The following is a 15,773-nucleotide window of genomic DNA, read 5'->3' on the forward strand; positions in this document are numbered from 1 at the left end:
TCTCACCAGGGTGACGAACGGGCGGCCCGGTTCCGGACGCCCCCGGCGGACGAGTTCAGAATCTCGCCGGTCGGCGGGTGCAGGGGCCGTCGTGGTCGGCCCGCAGCAGGCAGCGCCGGCCCTCGGGCAGCAGGGTGTCACAGAAGACCCGGTGCCGCAGGTGCTGCGCGTCCTCGGCGGAGACCGTGGTCTCGCCAGGGTCGGTCTGCGCGAGCACGCTCGCCCAGCGCGCCACCACCCGAGCCAGGCGTACGGCCGAGAGCAGGTCCCGCGTGACGACCGGCAGGTGGATGACGAAGCGCTCCGGGACGGCTCTCATCAGCGACGACCTCTCCGGCGGTGAACGAGCATGAGGGCAGCGGAACCGCAAGGTGACAGAACATTCCCGCCCGAGCACCAAGCGTCATTGGGACTATAGGCCCAGGGGCTCAGGGGCACAACCAGACCTACCGACGGGGGAACAAGGCTTATGTGTCATGGCCATCGATCCGCGCTCGCACACGCCGGTCTACGTGCAGCTCGCCGACCTGCTGCGGCGGCGCATCGAGTCGGACGAGTTCCTCCCGGGGACGACGTTGCCCAGCGAGACCCGGCTGACGCAGGAGTACGGCATCGGCCGCGAAGCCGTGCGCATGGCAATCTCACTGCTGCGGTCCGAGGGGTTGGTCAGCACGGTGCGGGGCCACGGCAGTCACGTGCGCGAAACGCCCGCACGCCGGCCGGTCGAGGTGCCCTCCGGCGCGACGGTGATCGCGCGGATGCCGACGGGCGAGGAGCGGCGCAGCATGCAGCTCGACGAGGGCGTGCCGGTGCTGGAGGTCCGCCATCCGCGGGGCGGCACGGAGGTGCTGGCCGGCGACCAGGTCGAGCTGACCCGCCCCGCCGGCTGAACCCGCGATCGGCGCGATGCTGCCGGTCCCGCCACCCCACGGGTGGAACGCCATGGCTGTCAACGCGGCCGTTTGACCGCCATGGCGTTCCACCCGTGAGTCGACTCGACTCGTGGACCACCTCGATCACGCCGATGATGTGGTCGTTGAACTCCGCCAGCTCCTCCGCCGGCATCCACAGCTCCAGGATGGTCCGGCCGCCGGCCTGCCGGACGGGATAGCGGGCGAGGAAGGCGGGTCGACGGCAAACCTCGTCACGTAGCAGACGCCCGACGCCGGTACGTTCCGATCTTCACGGCGCACTCCTCGTCGAGCACCGGGTAGAAGATCGGCTGGTCCGGCAGCCGGGGAGGCCAGGGTCGGGTCATCGGGCTCGCCGGCCCGGGGCGTCCGGAGCGGTGGCCCGGCCGCGCCTGCCCAGCCGCCAGGCCGCCGCCGCCCAGCACGCCCCCCAGAGCAGGAAGAACGGCGACCACAGCAGCAGGTCCCACCGTGCCAGGTCACGCGCCAGGGCGGCGTGCCCGACCGGAGGCGGCCGGACGCCGGTCAGCAGCAGCGCGTCGCCGACGAGGCCGTGCCCCAGCGCCCCGACCGAGCGGGCGACCATGAGGACGCCGAGCGTCCAGGCGACCGCCAGCAGCAGCCGGCGCGGGAGGGCCGCCCGCCAGGGACGCAGGGTGGCCAGCGCGACCACGACACCGACCACCGCGGCGGCGGCCAGCGCCCAGTGGCTCGCCACGAACAGCGGGTCACGGGCGAGCAGCCGTTCGCGCAGCTGCGGAGGCAGCGGGTCCTTGTCGGCCAGCGCGTTGGCCCCGAGCGCCTGCGCGAGCTTCATCGCCCCGTAGGCCGAGGCGCAGGCCGCCGCGCCGTACGCCCCCACCCGCGCGCGGTCACCCCGTGACACGTCTCGTCGCCACCACGTAGGACCGGGTCATCGCCACGAGCAACCCGATCATGACGAGCCCGAGGATGCCGTGGTACCACTGCCAGCCCACGCCGAGGCCCACGAACCCGTCCACCACCATGATCGCCGCGCCGGCCCCGACGGCCAGCAGCATGCCCGCCAGCGCCAGCAGCATCGGGAGCCTCGGCAGCCGCCGCCCGGGCGCGGTGACCGTGGCGAGGGCGAGGCACGCGCCCGCCAGCCCCGACGCCGCCGCCGACCACTGCGCCGTCGCCACGCCCATGACGTCGCGGGCGTAGCGTTCGTGCTCCGCGGCCGGGACGACCGGGCCGCCCGGGAAACCGAGCCGGGAGTCGAGGGCGAAGGCGGCCTTGCCGACGGCGTACGCCAGGAAGAGCACCGCCACCGCGTAGGCCGGCCACCGCCGCGCACCAGGAGAGGCATCCATGGTCACGAAGCTAGGCCCGGCGGAGGGCGCGCCGCCTCCCTGACGCGAGGGGACCCCCTCCCCCGTGGGAGGGAGCGCGGGGCGCACGACCGGGCGGGTACCCGGCCCCGGGCTACCGTCGAGACATGGACGACCATCATTGCACGGCGGAAGCCGCCTGGGTGCCGGACGCGTGCACGCTGCCGACCGCCGCGCGGCCGCTGCGGCTCGCCGAGTTTGACCGGTTCTTCCGCGAGGCGGTACGCGGCGTCGCCCGGCTCTCCGCGCGGCACCTGCGGTTGCGGCTCGCCGGCACGGCGCGGGCGGAGCGGGCGGCACGGGACCTGACGGCGCGCGAATCGTCGTGCTGCTCGTTCTTCGCGTTCGAACTGTCCCGCTCCGGCCCCGACGCGCTGACGCTCGACATCCGGGTGCCCGCGGCACACGTCGGCGTACTCGACGGGCTCGCCGAGCAGGCAGCGGCAGCGGTGACCGGGCCGGCCGGGACGCCGGCGGCCCGGAACGGCGGGACGGGCGGCGGGGCGTGAGGGCGCGCCTCCACCGGTGATCATCGCGGCGCGGAGGCGCGCCCCTCGGACGGGCGCGGCCGTGGAGGAGGCCGCTCACTCCCTTCCACTTGCCAATATTCCGTAGTTGCCAGAACTTTGCAATAAGGCATACTGGCCGGGAGACCTCCCTCCGCGAAAGGTTCAGCATGGCCGTCTACAAGCTCCCCGACATGCCCTACGACTACGGGGCGCTCGAACCCGCCATGAGCGGTCAGATCCTCGAACTGCACCACAGCAAGCACCACGCCGCGTACGTCAAGGGCAGCAACGACGCCCTCGACCAGCTTGCCGAAGCCCGCGACAAGGGCGACTACTCGGCGCTGGTCGGCCTGGAGAAGACCCTGGCGTTCAACCTCTCCGGGCACGTCCTGCACTCCATCTTCTGGAACAACCTCTCCCCCGAGGGCGGCGACCGCCCCGACGGCGAGCTGGCCGCCGCCATCCAGGAGCACTTCGGCTCGTTCGACGGCTTCGCCGGGCAGCTCTCCGCCGCCACGAAGAGCGTCCAGGGCTCCGGGTGGGGCGTCCTGGCGTGGGAGCCGCTGGCGCAGCGCCTCATCGTCGAGCAGGTCTACGACCACCACGGCAACGTCGGCCAGGGCTCGACGCCGATCCTGGTCTTCGACGCCTGGGAGCACGCCTACTACCTGCAGTACAAGAACGTGCGCCCCGACTACGTCGACCGTCTCTGGGACCTGGTCGACTGGGCCGACGTCGCGCGGCGCTTCGACGCCGCGAGGGCCGCCGGCAGCCCGCTCACCGCGACGCCCTGATGACGGCCGACCCCGCGTCGGCCCTCACCGCTGCGCAGTGCGCCGCCGGAGTCATCGCCGCCAGGCACCGCGGTGACGTCGAGGGCGCGGAACAGCTGCTCGCCATGTTCCCCGACGATGCCACCCGCACCCGCGGCTTCATGCTCCTGGCCGAACTGGCGCTCACCCTGGTACGGGCCCAGACCGGCCAGAGCATGGAGGACATCGCGCAGGAGATGGCCCTGCACATCGCGGCCGTCGAGGGTCGGCCACCCACGCCGTGACCGGGTGACGCCCCCGCTACCGTCCCACCCATGACGGTGGCCCGCTCGATCCTGCTCTTTCTGCTCGCCGCGCTCGCCGAGATCGGCGGTGCCTGGCTCGTGTGGCAGGGCTGGCGCGAGCACCGGGGGCTGCTGTGGGTGGCGGCCGGGGTCGTCGCCCTCGGGTGCTACGGCTTCGTCGCCACCTTCCAGCCGGACCCGAACTTCGGCCGCATCCTGGCCGCGTACGGCGGCGTCTTCGTCGCCGGCTCCCTGGCCTGGGGCATGGTCGTCGACAAGTTCCGTCCCGACCGCTACGACCTCGTCGGCGCGGCCCTCTGCCTGGCCGGGGTCGCCGTGATCATGTACGCCCCACGCGGCGGCTGACGGCGGCGCCCGGAGGGGGCCGCGCGCCCGTGTTAGGCCGAGAAACCCCTGGACGCCCGCCGCACACACGTGACACGGTGCCTCCCGTGACCGAACCCGACCGGCCGGCCGCCGTACGGCGGCTGCTGACCTCCGTCGGCATCGACGCCACCACGCTCGCGGCCGCGGTGACCGCCGACGGGTTGCCGGTGTACGGCGTCCGGGTCGAGACCGCGCGGGCGGCCGAGCTGTGGCGCCGGCTTCGGGCGCGGCACGGCCGGACCGGGCTGTTGCCGTTCCTCAGCCGCGAAGGCCCCGCCGACTGGGCGCTGTCGGGCGAGGGCGCGCCACGCGACCCGGACAGGCTGGCGGCGGCGCTCGCCCGGCCGCCGGCGGAGGTGGTCAACGAGCTGATCACCGCGCAGCGCGCCGGCAGCTCCGAGTACACCATCCCCGATCAGGAGACGACCGCCTACCATCTCGGCCTCTTCGACGTGGCTCACACCCGCGAGCTGATGGACGCCGATCCAGCCGAGGGGCCGTGGCGGCGACACAGCGAATTCGGCGGGGTCTCCCGGGACCCGCGTTGGCTCTGCCTGGTGCCCGCCCGCGCCAGCTTCGAGCTGCCGGTGCTGCTGGATGCCCCGCACGCGTCCGACTGGCACGCCTCGCGCGCCCACCCCCGCCTCACCGAGGCGGACCACGTGGGGGTGCTCCGAAGCTGGCAGGAACGCTTCGGGGCGGAGATCCGCTACCTCGGCCCCGTGGCTCTCGGGCTGGTCGTCGCCGAGCCGCCGACGCGACCCGCGGAGCTGGCGCGGGTCGCGGTCGAGCAGTTCGCGTACTGCGACGACCTCGACCAGTTCATCGGCGAGCCGCACCGGGTGGCCCAACTCCAGGTGCCGACGGACCGGTGGTACTTCTGGTGGGACTGACGCGTCGGCGACCACGGCACCCGACCGGCACACCGATCGACTCCGACTCGCGTCAGGCGAGGTCCTCGAAGGAGTCCTCGCCAGGTCTCCACACCATCCACCGACCGTCGCCGAAGCCGGACAGCATGGCGATCTCGGGGGTGTCGACCTCTTCACGCGTCGGATGGAGGCGAACGGTCTCGTCACCCAGGTCGAGCTCGATCCCCGTCCCTGTCCTCTCACGGGTGCCGGTAACGATCCGCGGGACGAGCCGGACGAGAGCGTCAGCCCAGCCGGGCTCCCCGGGCAGACAGGTGCGCCCCTCGCGGGTGACGGCGGGAAGGATGTCGCAGTTGAGCACCGGCGTCTCGCCGGGCGCCTCGCCGTCGAAGTGCAACTGCACGTAGTCGAAGACGAACTGCACCGAGTACAGGCGCAGCCCGACGAGCCGTCCCAGCAGCTCGTTGGGGACGTATCGCACGTGCGCAGCGTACCGGGACGACGAGGACGGGTTCAGACGTGCGGCCGTGGACGGGCTACACGCTGAAGCGGAACACGGAGCCGCTATTCCGCCACCAGCGGGGACGGCCGGCGACTGATTCGCCGACCCGGGCACCGTCGTCGAGGTTTCCGAGATGACCAGGAGTACGGGCGTTTGGACGGGCGTGGATCCCTTCTCTCTCATTACCCACCGCAACCACCGGCGGCGCACGCCATCGTCTCGCTCTCCAGATACGCCTCCGCCACCGGGTCGACCTCATCGACACCTCCGGCATACACCAATTCCCCCGACTCGGCCGACTCCTGACCTGCGAGGATGCGTTCGCCTCTGGTGCGGTCGCACGGGAGTTTACGGTCGACCGGGTTGGGGGCCGACGAATTCGCTGCTTGCCCGACATCGATTTGATTGATAATCTTCACTGTGGGATTCGCGAACCCCTCACTGGCATTTACCACAATCCACGGGGAAGTAGCATGATCAAGAATTTGACGAAGAAGGCCATCGCTGTGGCGATAGTCAGCGGGGGCTTGGGCGTCACGGTTCTCGCCGCGCCCGCCTACGCCGACAATGCGCCCCACTGCGTAGACCGTTACATCTCGGGCTCCACCGCCACGACCCAGACGGCCAGAATTTACAACGGCTGCAGTTACGCGGTGTGGGCGAAGGTGGTATGGGACTACGGCACCGACGGGCCCTGCCTGTATCACCCCTCGCGCTCGAGTTCAACGCACACTGTTGCGATCTTGCCTCGGGCTTTCGCGGGTGCCGATTCTTGCTGAAGGCCGACCGCGAGCGCGGCGACATGATCGTCGGGTGAGCCCTGCCGCACCCCGGCTGTCATCCACCGACGCCTGATGGCCTCGACGCTGGAGCCCACACCCCGCGCCTCGGCGCGGGGTGTGGGCTCGACCGGCGACCCGCCCCACTCCTGGCCACACCGCCGTTGACTCTCGACGGGTTGACAGCAGACTGACCCGGACCGCAGCAGAGCGGCCGAAAAGCCGATCGAGCAACCCCGTCCCGCTGCTCCCAGATGGTGGCGGCTGCCATCCGCGAACGCTCCGGGTAGTTCCCGTCGGCCGCCTGCTGAACGTAGGGCGACCTGATGGCGGACTCGGAGGAGCACACCCCGCCGGGCGGCGATGAGGCCTGAGGCCGCGCCTCCGATGTGCCCCAGAGCGAGGGCACACCCTCCTGAACTGCGGGAACGAGCCGGTTTCAGACGTTGAAGCGGAACTCCACGACGTCGCCGTCCTGCATGACGTACTCCTTGCCCTCGATGCGGACCTTGCCGGCGGCCTTCGCCGCCGCCATCGATCCGGCCGCGACCAGGTCGCCGTAGGAGACCACCTCGGCCTTGATGAAGCCGCGCTGGAAGTCGGAGTGGATCACCCCGGCGGCCTCCGGCGCGGTCGCGCCGACCGGGACGGTCCAGGCGCGCGCCTCCTTGGGGCCGGCGGTGAGGTACGTCTGGAGCCCGAGCGTGCGGAAGCCGACCCGGACGAGCTGGTCCAGGCCCGGCTCGTTCTGCCCGATCGACTCCAGCAGCTCGCGGGCCTCCTCGTCGGGCAGGTCCACCAGCTCGGACTCGATCTTGGCGTCCATGAAGACGGCCTCGGCCGGGGCGACCAGGGCGCGCAGCTCGTCGAGGAAGGCGGCGTTGCCCAGCTCGGCCTCGTCGACGTTGAAGACGTACAGGAAGGGCTTGGTGGTGAGCAGGTGCAGCTCGCGCAGGTGCTCCAGCTCGATGCCCGCGTCCTTGGCGCCCGCGTAGAGGGTGACGCCGGTGTCGAGCAGCTCGACGGCCTGCTTGGCGGCGGCCACGGCGGCGGCCCGGTCCTTGCGGAGCTTGGCCTCCTTCTCCAGCCGCGGCAGCGCCTTCTCCAGGGTCTGGAGGTCGGCGAGGATCAGCTCGGTGTTGATCGTCTCGATGTCGTCGGCCGGGGAGACCTTGCCGTCGACGTGCACCACGTTCGGGTCGGAGAAGGCGCGGACGACCTGGCAGATGGCCGAGGCGTCGCGGATGTTCGCCAGGAACGCGTTGCCCCGGCCCTGCCCCTTGGAGGCGCCGCGTACCAGGCCGGCGATGTCGACGAACGAGACCGGCGCGGGCAGCACCTTCTGCGAGCTGAAGATCTCGGCGAGCTTGTGCAGCCGATCGTCCGGCAGCCCGACGACGCCGACGTTGGGCTCGATGGTGGCGAACGGATAGTTCGCCGCGAGCACGTCGTTCTTGGTCAGCGCGTTGAACAGGGTGCTCTTGCCGACGTTGGGCAGGCCGACGATGCCGATGGTGAGACTCACGACGAGCCAGCTTACGCCGGTGTCCTCCCCCGCCGGCACGCGGTGCGTCGTCGCCGGGTCGGGCCGTACCGGATCCTGGCGCGAGACGGCCCCCGGAGGGGCGTCACCGCACCAGGATCGGCAAAGGGTCGTCTCGGGTCAGCCGAGCAGGCGGGGCGCGATCGGGGTCTCCCGCGCGGTGCCGTCCTCGGCCCGGCTGACCTCGTACGCCCAGACGCCCTCGCGGTCCGCGACCGCCTCGACCAGCCGGGTGCCCCGGTAGAGCAGGCCGGTGCCGTCGTCGGTGCAGTGCGCGGTCGGCAGCGTGCCGTCGCCGACCAGCCGGTGCATCAGCGGCCGGCGCTGCTCCTCGCTGTCGTAGTGCACGCCGTTGCCGTAGGGCAGCCAGCCCAGCGCGTCGGTGAAGCCGCGCAGGGTGCTGCCGAAGCTGTCGGTGGCCCCGCCGGCGTGCCAGCAGATCGAGCCGGCGGAGACGCCGCCGAGCACCACGCCGGCCGTCCAGCACTCGTGCAGGATCTCGCCGAGGCCGTGCGTCCGCCAGACCGCGCAGAGGTTGGCGACGCTGCCGCCGCCCACCCAGATCACGTCCTGGGCGAGCAGGTGGGCGCGGACGTCGTCGACGTTCGGCATCGGGAACAGCGCCAGGTGCGTCATCCGGAACCGGCTGCCGGCGAACGCCTCGTAGACCCGGGTGAGCGTGGTCGGCTGGTCCCCCTCGGCCTGGTTGAGGAAGCAGATCCTCGGTTCGGGCCCGGCCCCGGCCAGCTCGGCCGCGAGGTCGAAGACCGGGTTGGTCCGCCGGGCTCCGCCCTCCCGGCGCGGCGCGTAGATGCCCATGCTGGTCGCGAGGATGGTCGGTTCACTGGCGGGCACGGTCGTCCTTCCGTCGGTGGCGGTGCCCATCCTGCCGGGTGCCCGCCGCCGGGCGCCGGGCACCCGGCCGAAACGCGTCGTGGCCGGGCCGCGACGCCCGGGCCGGCCGCCCGCCGGCACGCCCCGACCGCCGTCGCCGGCGGAGTCCGCGCGTCGGTCACCGTCCGCTGTCGGTCACCGCGCCCAGCAGCGTACGCAGCAGGTCGGCGAGGCGGCGCTGGTCCTCGGCGGGCAGCGCGTCGAGCAGCCGCCGCTGCACGGCCAGCCCCGCCTCGGCGGCCTCCTCGACCAGATCCCGGCCGGCCGGGGTGAGCGTGACCTGGAGCCCGCGCCGGTCGGCGGGGTCCGGCGAGCGGCGGACCAGCCCGGCGCGCTCCAACCGGTCGAGCCGGCCGGTCATCCCGCCCGAGGTGAGCATCAGGGAGGCGGTCAGCGCCTTGGGCGCCAGCGTGTAGGGGGCGCCGGCGCGGCGCAGGGCGGCGAGCACGTCGAACTCCCCCCGGCTGATCGACCAGCGGGCGTAGGTGCGCTCCTGCTCGTCGCCGACGAGCCGGGCCAGCCGGTAGATCCGGCCGAAGACCGCCATCGGCTCGGGCCGCATCCCCGGCCGTTCCCGCTGCCACTGCTCGACGATGCCGTCGACCTCGTCCCGCTCGGTCACCCCCCGGATTGTGCCGCACCTCGCAGCCGCGTTCCGTCTCGTCATAAAGTATCTTAGAACTAAGTTAGTTATCGCCAAGATTTCAGGAGGGGTCCGTGGACCGACGCTGGGCCGACATCCTGCTCACCGCCGCCGCGCCGACCGTGTGGGGCACGACCTACCTGGTCACCAGCGAGCTGCTGCCGCCCGGCCGGCCGCTCTGGTCCGGCGTGCTCCGGGCCCTCCCGGCCGGCCTGCTGCTGCTCGCGCTGACCCGGCGGCGCCCGCGCGGCGGCTGGTGGTGGCGCGCGGCCGTGCTCGGCGCGCTCAACATCGGCGCGTTCTTCCCGCTGCTCTTCTACGCCGCCTACCACCTGCCCGGCGGCGGCGCCGCCGTGCTCGGCGCCACCCAGCCGCTGCTGGTGGCGGGGCTGACGGTGCTCGCGCTCCACCAGCGCCCCCACCGGCGGGCACTGGCGGCCGCGCTCGCGGCGCTGGCCGGCGTCACCCTGGTCGTGCTGCGGCCCCACGCGGGGCTCGACCCGGCGGGCGTCGCCGCCGGGCTGACCGCCACCACCGCGATGGCCGCGGGCCTGGTGCTGACCCGCCGCTGGGGTCGCCCGCCGGGCGTCGGCACGCTCGCCGCCACCGGCTGGCAGCTCACCGCCGGCGGGCTGATGGTGGTGCCGGCGGCGCTGCTGGTCGAGGGGACGCCGCCGGTGCCGGACCCGCCGGCGCTGGCCGGCTACGCCTGGCTGACCCTGGTCGGGACGGCGCTGGCGTACGCGCTGTGGTTCCGGGGCGCCGCCCGGCTGCCGGTCACCCAGGTCTCGCTGCTCGGCGCGCTGAGCCCGCTCACGGCCGCCGCGCTCGGCTGGGCCGTGCTCGGGCAGGCCATGACCGGCTGGCAGCTGGCCGGTTTCGCCGTGGCGGTCGGGGCCACCGTGGCCGGGCAACTGCCGGCCCGCCGGCCCGCAGGTCAGTCGCGGGGCCCGCGCTGGCGTGGGACCACCGGCTCGATTCGCAGGGTGCCGGGGGCCAGCTCGCCGGCGGCGGCCAGCGGCAGGGTGAAGCGCGCCTCGGCGTCGGGGCCGGCCGCGTACGACTCGCGGAGCATCCAGCGCACCTCGTCGGCCGTCCAGCCCAGGCCGGCGCGGCCGGCGATCTCGCGGAGCAGGCGCAGGGCCGGTCGCGTGTCGTCGTCGTAGAACCGCATGCACCAGTGGTGCACCCACATGCCCAGCGCGCGGAGGCCGTCGACGTCGAGCGAGCGCACCAGCCGGCCGCAGGCCGTGTCGCCGAACGCCCGACCCGGGTCGCCGGAACGGTCCCGTTCGATCGCGCCGACGGCGGCCGGGGCGACCGCGCGCATCCGGTCGTAGAAGCCCTGCACCACCACGCCGTCCAGCGCGGGGTGCCCGTCCCGTGTCGACGCCGCCTCCCGACCCGCCAGGCTCCCCATCCCCGCACCCCTTCTTGAGTTGGTGGCCGGACGGTACCGGCCACAACCGACAGTTTCGGCCCCGGCGTCCCGTCCGGGCCGCACGGCCACGTCCGATTCCCGCGAGCCGGCAGGGCCGGGCAGGGGCATCATCGGTGGCGTGGAGTTGGACTTCGAGCGGTGCTACCGGGCCGTCGACAGCCGCGACCAGCGGTTCGACGGGTGGTTCTACACCGGCGTGACGTCGACCGGGATCTACTGCCGGCCGTCCTGCCCGGCGATGACGCCGAAGCGGCAGAACGTCCGGTTCTTCCCCTCGGCCGCCGCCGCCCAGACGGCCGGCCTGCGGGCCTGCCGGCGCTGCCGGCCGGACGCCGCCCCGGGCTCACCGCAGTGGGACGTCCGGGGGGACGTGGTCGGCCGGGCCATGCGGCTGATCGCCGACGGGGTCGTCGACCGCGACGGCATCCCGGGGCTGGCCGCCCGGCTCGGCTACACCGAGCGGCACCTGCACCGGATGCTCCGGGCGGAGATGGGCGCCGGTCCCCTGGCCCTGGCCCGGGCACAGCGCGCGCAGACCGCCCGCACCCTGATCGAGACCACCGGCCTCGGCATGGCGGAGATCGCCTTCGCCGCCGGCTTCGGCAGCGTCCGGCAGTTCAACGACACGGTCCGCGAGGTGTTCGGGACGGCCCCCTCCGAGCTGCGCACCGCCCGGGGGCGGCGGGCGGCGCCGGGCGGGGCGGGCACGATCACGCTGCGGCTCGCGTACCGCCCGCCGCTGCACGCGGGCGCGCTGCTGGACTTCCTCGCGCTGCGCGCGCTGCCCGGCGTCGAGGAGGTGCGCGACGGGACGTACCGCCGGGGCCTGCGGCTGCCGCACGGCCCGGGCGAGGCGGCCCTGACCCCGGCGGACGGGCACGTGGCGGCGACGCTGCGGCTGACCGACATGCGCGACCTGGCGCCCGCGGTGGCCCGCTGCCGCCGCCTGCTCGACCTCGACGCCGACCCGACCGCCGTCGACGGCACCCTCGCCGCCGACCCGGCCCTCGCCGGCGCGGTCGCGGCGGAGCCGGGAATCCGGCTCCCCCGCTCGGTCGACGGCTTCGAGATGGCCCTGCGCGCGGTCGTCGGCCAGCAGGTCTCCGTCCGGTCGGCCCGCACCACCCTCACCCGCCTTGCCACCCACCTGCGCCCGCCCGGACCCGGGCCCGACCGGGTGGAGGCGGCCGGCGACCGCCCCCGGGAGCGCGAGCCGCTCGGCCGACCGGCCGCGGAGGCGACGGGCACCTGGCTGCGCGGTTTTCCCACCGCCGAGGAGGTGCTCGCGGTGCCGGACGGGGTGTTCGGGATGCCGGCGGGACGGCGGGAGAGCATCCGCGCCCTGGCGCGGGCCGTCGCCGACGGGTCGCTCGACCTGGCCCCCGGCGGCGACCGCGAGGAGACCGTCCGGCGGCTGCTGGCGCTGCCGGGAATCGGGCCGTGGAGCGCCGGCTACGTCGCGATGCGCGCCCTCGGCGACCCGGACGTCCTGCTCCCCACCGACCTCGCGGTGCGCCGGGGCGCCGCCGCCCTGGGCCTGCCCGACGACCCGAAGACCCTCGACACGTACGCCGACCGCTGGCGCCCCTGGCGCTCGTACGCGGTGGTCCGACTCTGGAGAGCAGCATGAGCATGAACGACAGCACCGTGATCGACACCCCCGCCGGGCCGCTCAGCATCGTGGCCGGCCCCGACGGGGCGGTCCGGGCGGCGGGCTTCACCGGCACCCCGGAGAGCCTGCTCCCCCTCGTGCACCCGACGCTGCGGGCGCCGCTACGCCCCCGCGCCGAGCTCGGGCCGCTGACCGCCGCCGTGGCGGCCTACCTCGACGGCGAACTGACCGCCATCGACGCCGTGCCGGTGCGGCAGCACACGCGGGGCGCGTTCATGGCGCACGCGTGGCAGGTGCTGCGCGAGGTGAAGCCCGGCGATCCGGTCACCTACACCGGATTCGCCGGGCTGGCCGGCCGCCCCGTCGCCGTACGCGCCGCCGCGGCGGCCTGCGCCCGCAACGCGGTCGCCCTCTTCGTCCCCTGCCACCGGGTGCTGCGCACCGACGGGACGCTCGGCGGCTACCGCTGGGGGCTGGACGTGAAGAGGTGGCTTCTCGGGCACGAGCGGCGATGACGACAACCGTCACCGGGGCGGGCGCCGTCGGCCGCGCGGCGGGCGGCCCGGTCGCCCGGATGACCCCGCCGGGCGTCCGACGCGCCGGCCCCCGGCGGTTAACCCGTGGTCCGGCCCTCGGCGGCTGCCTACGATCGACGGATGACCGACACCGCTAGGACGGCCCGCGCCGGCGTGCCCGAACGTCCGACCCTGGACGGGCTGGAGGCGACCTGGGCGCGCCGCTGGCAGGAGGAGGGCACGTACGCGTTCGACCGGGCGAAGGCGACCGCCGCGGCGTCGGACGCGCCGGGCCGGGACCGCCGCGGGTCGAACGTGTACGCCGTCGACACCCCGCCGCCGACCGTCTCGGGCGAGCTGCACATGGGGCACGTCTTCTCGTACACGCACACCGACGTGGTGGCCCGGTTCCAGCGGATGCGCGGGCGGACGGTCTTCTACCCGATGGGCTGGGACGACAACGGGCTGCCCACCGAGCGCCGGGTGCAGAACGTCCACGGCGTGCGCTGCGACCCCACGCTGCCGTACGACCCGGACTGGCGGGCCCCCGACGCCCCGGTGGGCGACGCCGCCCGCCGGGACCCGACGCCCATCTCCCGGCGCAACTTCATCGAGCTGTGCGAGCGGTTGACGGCCGAGGACGAGCAGGTCTTCGAGGCGCTCTGGCGGCGGCTCGGGCTCTCCGTGGACTGGTCGCTGACCTACACCACGATCGGCCGGGCGGCCCGGGCGACCTCGCAGCGGGCGTTCCTGCGCAACCTGGCCCGGGGCGAGGCGTACCAGGCGGAGGCCCCCACGCTCTGGGACGTCGGCTTCGGCACCGCCGTCGCGCAGGCGGAACTGGAGGACCGGGAGCGGCCCGGGGCGTACCACCGGCTGCGCTTCGCCGGGCCGGGCGGGCGCGAGGTGCTCGTCGACACCACCCGCCCGGAGCTGCTGCCGGCGTGCGTGGCGCTGGTCTGCCACCCCGACGACGAGCGCCACGCGGGCCTGGTCGGCGGCACCGCGCGTACGCCGGTCTTCGGGGTCGAGGTGCCGGTGCTGGCGCACCCGCTGGCGGACCCGGCGAAGGGCACGGGCGTCGCGATGGTCTGCACCTTCGGCGACCTGACCGACGTCACCTGGTGGCGGGAGCTTCGCCTGGACACCCGGGTGGTGGTCGGCCGCGACGGGCGGCTGCTGCCGGAGGCGCCGGCCGGCGTGCCCGCCGCGCCCTACGCCGCGCTGGCCGGGCAGAGCCTCAACGCCGCCCGGCGCACGCTGGTGGGGCTGCTGGCCGAGGCCGGCGACCTGGTCGGCGAGCCGCGACCGATCACCCACCCGGTGAAGTTCTACGAACGCGGCGACCGGCCGCTGGAGATCGTCTCGACCCGGCAGTGGTACCTGCGCAACGGCGGGCGCGACGCGGGGCTGCGCGACGAGCTGCTGGCCCGGGGCGGGGAGCTGCGCTGGGTGCCGGGGCACATGCGGCACCGCTACGAGCACTGGGTGGGTGGCCTGACCGGTGACTGGCTGGTCAGTCGGCAACGCTTCTTCGGCGTGCCGGTGCCGGTGTGGTACCGGCTCGACGACGCTGGCGAGCCGGACTGGTCCCACCCTCTCACGCCGGAGGAGTCCGCGCTGCCGGTCGATCCGTCCGGCGAGGCCCCGCCCGGGTTCGAGGAGTCGCAGCGGGGCCGGCCGGGCGGCTTCGTCGGCGACCCCGACGTGCTCGACACCTGGGCCACCTCGTCGCTGACCCCGCAGATCGCCGGCGGGTGGGAGACGGACCCGGAGCTGTTCGCCGCGGTCTTCCCGATGGACCTCCGCCCGCAGGGCCAGGAGATCATCCGTACCTGGCTCTTCTCCACGGTCGTCCGTTCGCACCTGGAGCACGGGGTGCTGCCCTGGCGGGACACGGTGCTCTCCGGCTGGATCCTCGACCCGGACCGCAAGAAGATGTCCAAGTCCAAGGGGAACGTGGTCACCCCGATGGCGCTGCTGGAGCAGCACGGCTCCGACGCGGTCCGGTACTGGGCGGCGAACGGCAGGCCCGGCATGGACCTCGCCTTCGATCCGGCCCAGATCAAGGTCGGCCGGCGGCTGGCGACCAAGCTGCTGAACGCGTCGAAGTTCGCCCTCGGGCTGGGCGCCGCCGCCGCGCTGCGGGCGTCGGCCACCGAGCCGCTGGACCGGGCCATGCTCGCCGAGCTCTCCGGCGTGGTCGCCGCCGCGACGTCCGCGTTGGAGGCGTACGACCACACGGCGGCGTTGCAGGTCGCCGAGGGCTTCTTCTGGCGGTTCTGCGACGACTACATCGAGTTGGTGAAGGAGCGCGCCTACGGCTCCGGGCCGGGGGCGGACTCCGCCCGGGCGGCGCTGGCCACCGCGCTCTCGGTGCAGCTGCGGCTGTTCGCCCCGGTGCTGCCGTACGCGACCGAGGAGGTGTGGTCGTGGTGGCGGTACGGCTCGGTGCACCGCGCCACCTGGCCCACGACGTACGAGGTGGACCGGGCGGTCACGGAGGCCGGCCGGCCGGAGCTGCTGCGGCTGGCCGGCGAGGCGCTCGGCCAGGTCCGCCGGGCCAAGTCCGAGCGGAAGCTGTCGATGCGGGCGGAGGTGCCGCTGGCCGAGGCGCTGGGTCCGGCGGCCCTGCTGGAGCAGCTCGGCGCGGTCGCCGACGACCTGCGGGCGGCCGGCCGCATCGGCAAGCTCGACCTGCTCCCCGACCGCACCCCCGAACTCGTGATCGCCTGCGCCTTCTGAGCGGCCCGACC

General features: G+C 74.1%; 18 protein-coding genes and 2 pseudogenes. 10 read left to right on the forward strand and 10 right to left on the reverse strand.

Going from position 1 to position 15,773, the window contains the following annotated elements:
• Nucleotides 1-55: 55 nt before the first annotated feature.
• Nucleotides 56-319, reverse strand: coding sequence for a hypothetical protein (locus tag V6V16_RS19335; protein ID WP_334563980.1), 264 nt, complete (start codon nt 317-319; stop codon nt 56-58).
• A gap of 157 nt (nt 320-476) precedes the next feature.
• Here V6V16_RS19335 and V6V16_RS19340 point away from each other — a divergent pair, with 157 nt between their 5' ends.
• Nucleotides 477-890, forward strand: coding sequence for a GntR family transcriptional regulator (locus tag V6V16_RS19340; RefSeq protein WP_334563982.1), 414 nt, complete (start codon nt 477-479; stop codon nt 888-890).
• A 109-nt stretch (nt 891-999) separates the two neighbouring features.
• Here V6V16_RS19340 and V6V16_RS19345 read toward each other — a convergent pair.
• The 3 genes and pseudogenes from V6V16_RS19345 to V6V16_RS19355 form a co-directional block, all read right to left on the reverse strand.
• Nucleotides 1,000-1,252: pseudogene (locus V6V16_RS19345) on the reverse strand (ADP-ribosylation/crystallin J1); the annotation flags it as partial.
• Nucleotides 1,253-1,254: 2 nt separating this feature from the next.
• Nucleotides 1,255-1,797, reverse strand: a complete 543-nt coding sequence (locus V6V16_RS19350; protein WP_334563984.1) for a DUF3995 domain-containing protein — start codon at nt 1,795-1,797, stop codon at nt 1,255-1,257.
• The gene (locus tag V6V16_RS19355) at nt 1,784-2,245 is read right to left on the reverse strand and encodes a hypothetical protein (protein WP_334563985.1); all 462 of its coding nucleotides are present in this window, start codon (nt 2,243-2,245) and stop codon (nt 1,784-1,786) included. The genes V6V16_RS19350 and V6V16_RS19355 overlap by 14 nt, the downstream gene beginning before the upstream one ends.
• Nucleotides 2,246-2,370: 125 nt before the next feature.
• Between V6V16_RS19355 and V6V16_RS19360 the strand changes: the two genes are divergently transcribed.
• The 5 genes from V6V16_RS19360 to V6V16_RS19380 all read left to right on the forward strand — a co-directional run bounded on the left by V6V16_RS19360 (nt 2,371) and on the right by V6V16_RS19380 (nt 5,109).
• The gene (locus V6V16_RS19360) at nt 2,371-2,772 is read left to right on the forward strand and encodes a hypothetical protein (protein ID WP_334563986.1); all 402 of its coding nucleotides are present in this window, start codon (nt 2,371-2,373) and stop codon (nt 2,770-2,772) included.
• A gap of 167 nt (nt 2,773-2,939) precedes the next feature.
• On the forward strand, nt 2,940-3,566 hold the full coding sequence (locus V6V16_RS19365) for a superoxide dismutase (protein WP_334563988.1): 627 nt from the start codon (nt 2,940-2,942) through the stop codon (nt 3,564-3,566).
• The gene (locus V6V16_RS19370; RefSeq protein ID WP_334563991.1) at nt 3,566-3,829 is read left to right on the forward strand and encodes a superoxide dismutase; all 264 of its coding nucleotides are present in this window, start codon (nt 3,566-3,568) and stop codon (nt 3,827-3,829) included. Before V6V16_RS19365 ends, V6V16_RS19370 begins: the two co-directional genes overlap by 1 nt.
• 30 nt (nt 3,830-3,859) lie before the next feature.
• On the forward strand, nt 3,860-4,195 hold the full coding sequence (locus V6V16_RS19375) for a YnfA family protein (protein WP_334563994.1): 336 nt from the start codon (nt 3,860-3,862) through the stop codon (nt 4,193-4,195).
• 86 nt (nt 4,196-4,281) lie between these two features.
• The gene (locus V6V16_RS19380) at nt 4,282-5,109 is read left to right on the forward strand and encodes a DUF4253 domain-containing protein (protein ID WP_334563997.1); all 828 of its coding nucleotides are present in this window, start codon (nt 4,282-4,284) and stop codon (nt 5,107-5,109) included.
• Between the two features lie 52 nt (nt 5,110-5,161).
• On the opposite strand, the gene V6V16_RS19385 is transcribed toward V6V16_RS19380, so the two are convergent.
• The 5 genes from V6V16_RS19385 to V6V16_RS19405 all read right to left on the reverse strand — a co-directional run bounded on the left by V6V16_RS19385 (nt 5,162) and on the right by V6V16_RS19405 (nt 9,428).
• Nucleotides 5,162-5,569 carry a hypothetical protein gene (locus V6V16_RS19385; RefSeq protein WP_334564000.1) on the reverse strand — a complete coding sequence of 136 codons (408 nt, stop codon included), beginning with the start codon at nt 5,567-5,569 and terminating at the stop codon, nt 5,162-5,164.
• Nucleotides 5,570-5,772: 203 nt separating this feature from the next.
• Nucleotides 5,773-6,168, reverse strand: a complete 396-nt coding sequence (locus tag V6V16_RS19390) for a hypothetical protein (RefSeq protein WP_334564002.1) — start codon at nt 6,166-6,168, stop codon at nt 5,773-5,775.
• A gap of 640 nt (nt 6,169-6,808) precedes the next feature.
• Nucleotides 6,809-7,894 carry a redox-regulated ATPase YchF gene (ychF, locus tag V6V16_RS19395; RefSeq protein WP_334564005.1) on the reverse strand — a complete coding sequence of 362 codons (1,086 nt, stop codon included), beginning with the start codon at nt 7,892-7,894 and terminating at the stop codon, nt 6,809-6,811.
• Nucleotides 7,895-8,032: 138 nt separating this feature from the next.
• Nucleotides 8,033-8,797, reverse strand: a complete 765-nt coding sequence (locus V6V16_RS19400; protein WP_334564007.1) for a peptidase E — start codon at nt 8,795-8,797, stop codon at nt 8,033-8,035.
• A gap of 127 nt (nt 8,798-8,924) precedes the next feature.
• Nucleotides 8,925-9,428, reverse strand: a complete 504-nt coding sequence (locus tag V6V16_RS19405; protein ID WP_334564009.1) for a MarR family winged helix-turn-helix transcriptional regulator — start codon at nt 9,426-9,428, stop codon at nt 8,925-8,927.
• A 95-nt stretch (nt 9,429-9,523) separates the two neighbouring features.
• On the opposite strand from V6V16_RS19405, the pseudogene V6V16_RS19410 reads away from it, so the two are divergent.
• A pseudogene (locus V6V16_RS19410) lies at nt 9,524-10,339 on the forward strand (EamA family transporter); the annotation flags it as partial.
• A gap of 47 nt (nt 10,340-10,386) precedes the next feature.
• Here the strand turns inward: V6V16_RS19410 and V6V16_RS19415 are convergent.
• Nucleotides 10,387-10,869 carry a hypothetical protein gene (locus V6V16_RS19415; protein ID WP_334564012.1) on the reverse strand — a complete coding sequence of 161 codons (483 nt, stop codon included), beginning with the start codon at nt 10,867-10,869 and terminating at the stop codon, nt 10,387-10,389.
• Nucleotides 10,870-11,008: 139 nt separating this feature from the next.
• Here V6V16_RS19415 and V6V16_RS19420 point away from each other — a divergent pair, with 139 nt between their 5' ends.
• The 3 genes from V6V16_RS19420 to valS all read left to right on the forward strand — a co-directional run bounded on the left by V6V16_RS19420 (nt 11,009) and on the right by valS (nt 15,762).
• Nucleotides 11,009-12,520: an AlkA N-terminal domain-containing protein gene (locus tag V6V16_RS19420; RefSeq protein ID WP_334564015.1), complete on the forward strand. Its 1,512-nt coding sequence runs from the start codon at nt 11,009-11,011 to the stop codon at nt 12,518-12,520.
• Entirely contained in the window at nt 12,517-13,017 is a 501-nt protein-coding gene (locus V6V16_RS19425) for a methylated-DNA--[protein]-cysteine S-methyltransferase (RefSeq protein WP_334564017.1), read from the forward strand. The genes V6V16_RS19420 and V6V16_RS19425 overlap by 4 nt, the downstream gene beginning before the upstream one ends.
• A gap of 141 nt (nt 13,018-13,158) precedes the next feature.
• Nucleotides 13,159-15,762 carry a valine--tRNA ligase gene (valS, locus tag V6V16_RS19430; protein WP_334564019.1) on the forward strand — a complete coding sequence of 868 codons (2,604 nt, stop codon included), beginning with the start codon at nt 13,159-13,161 and terminating at the stop codon, nt 15,760-15,762.
• The last annotated feature ends 11 nt before the right edge of the window (nt 15,763-15,773 follow it).

Source organism: Micromonospora sp. CPCC 205561 (assembly GCF_036906775.1).
In the GTDB taxonomy this organism is placed as follows: domain Bacteria; phylum Actinomycetota; class Actinomycetes; order Mycobacteriales; family Micromonosporaceae; genus Micromonospora.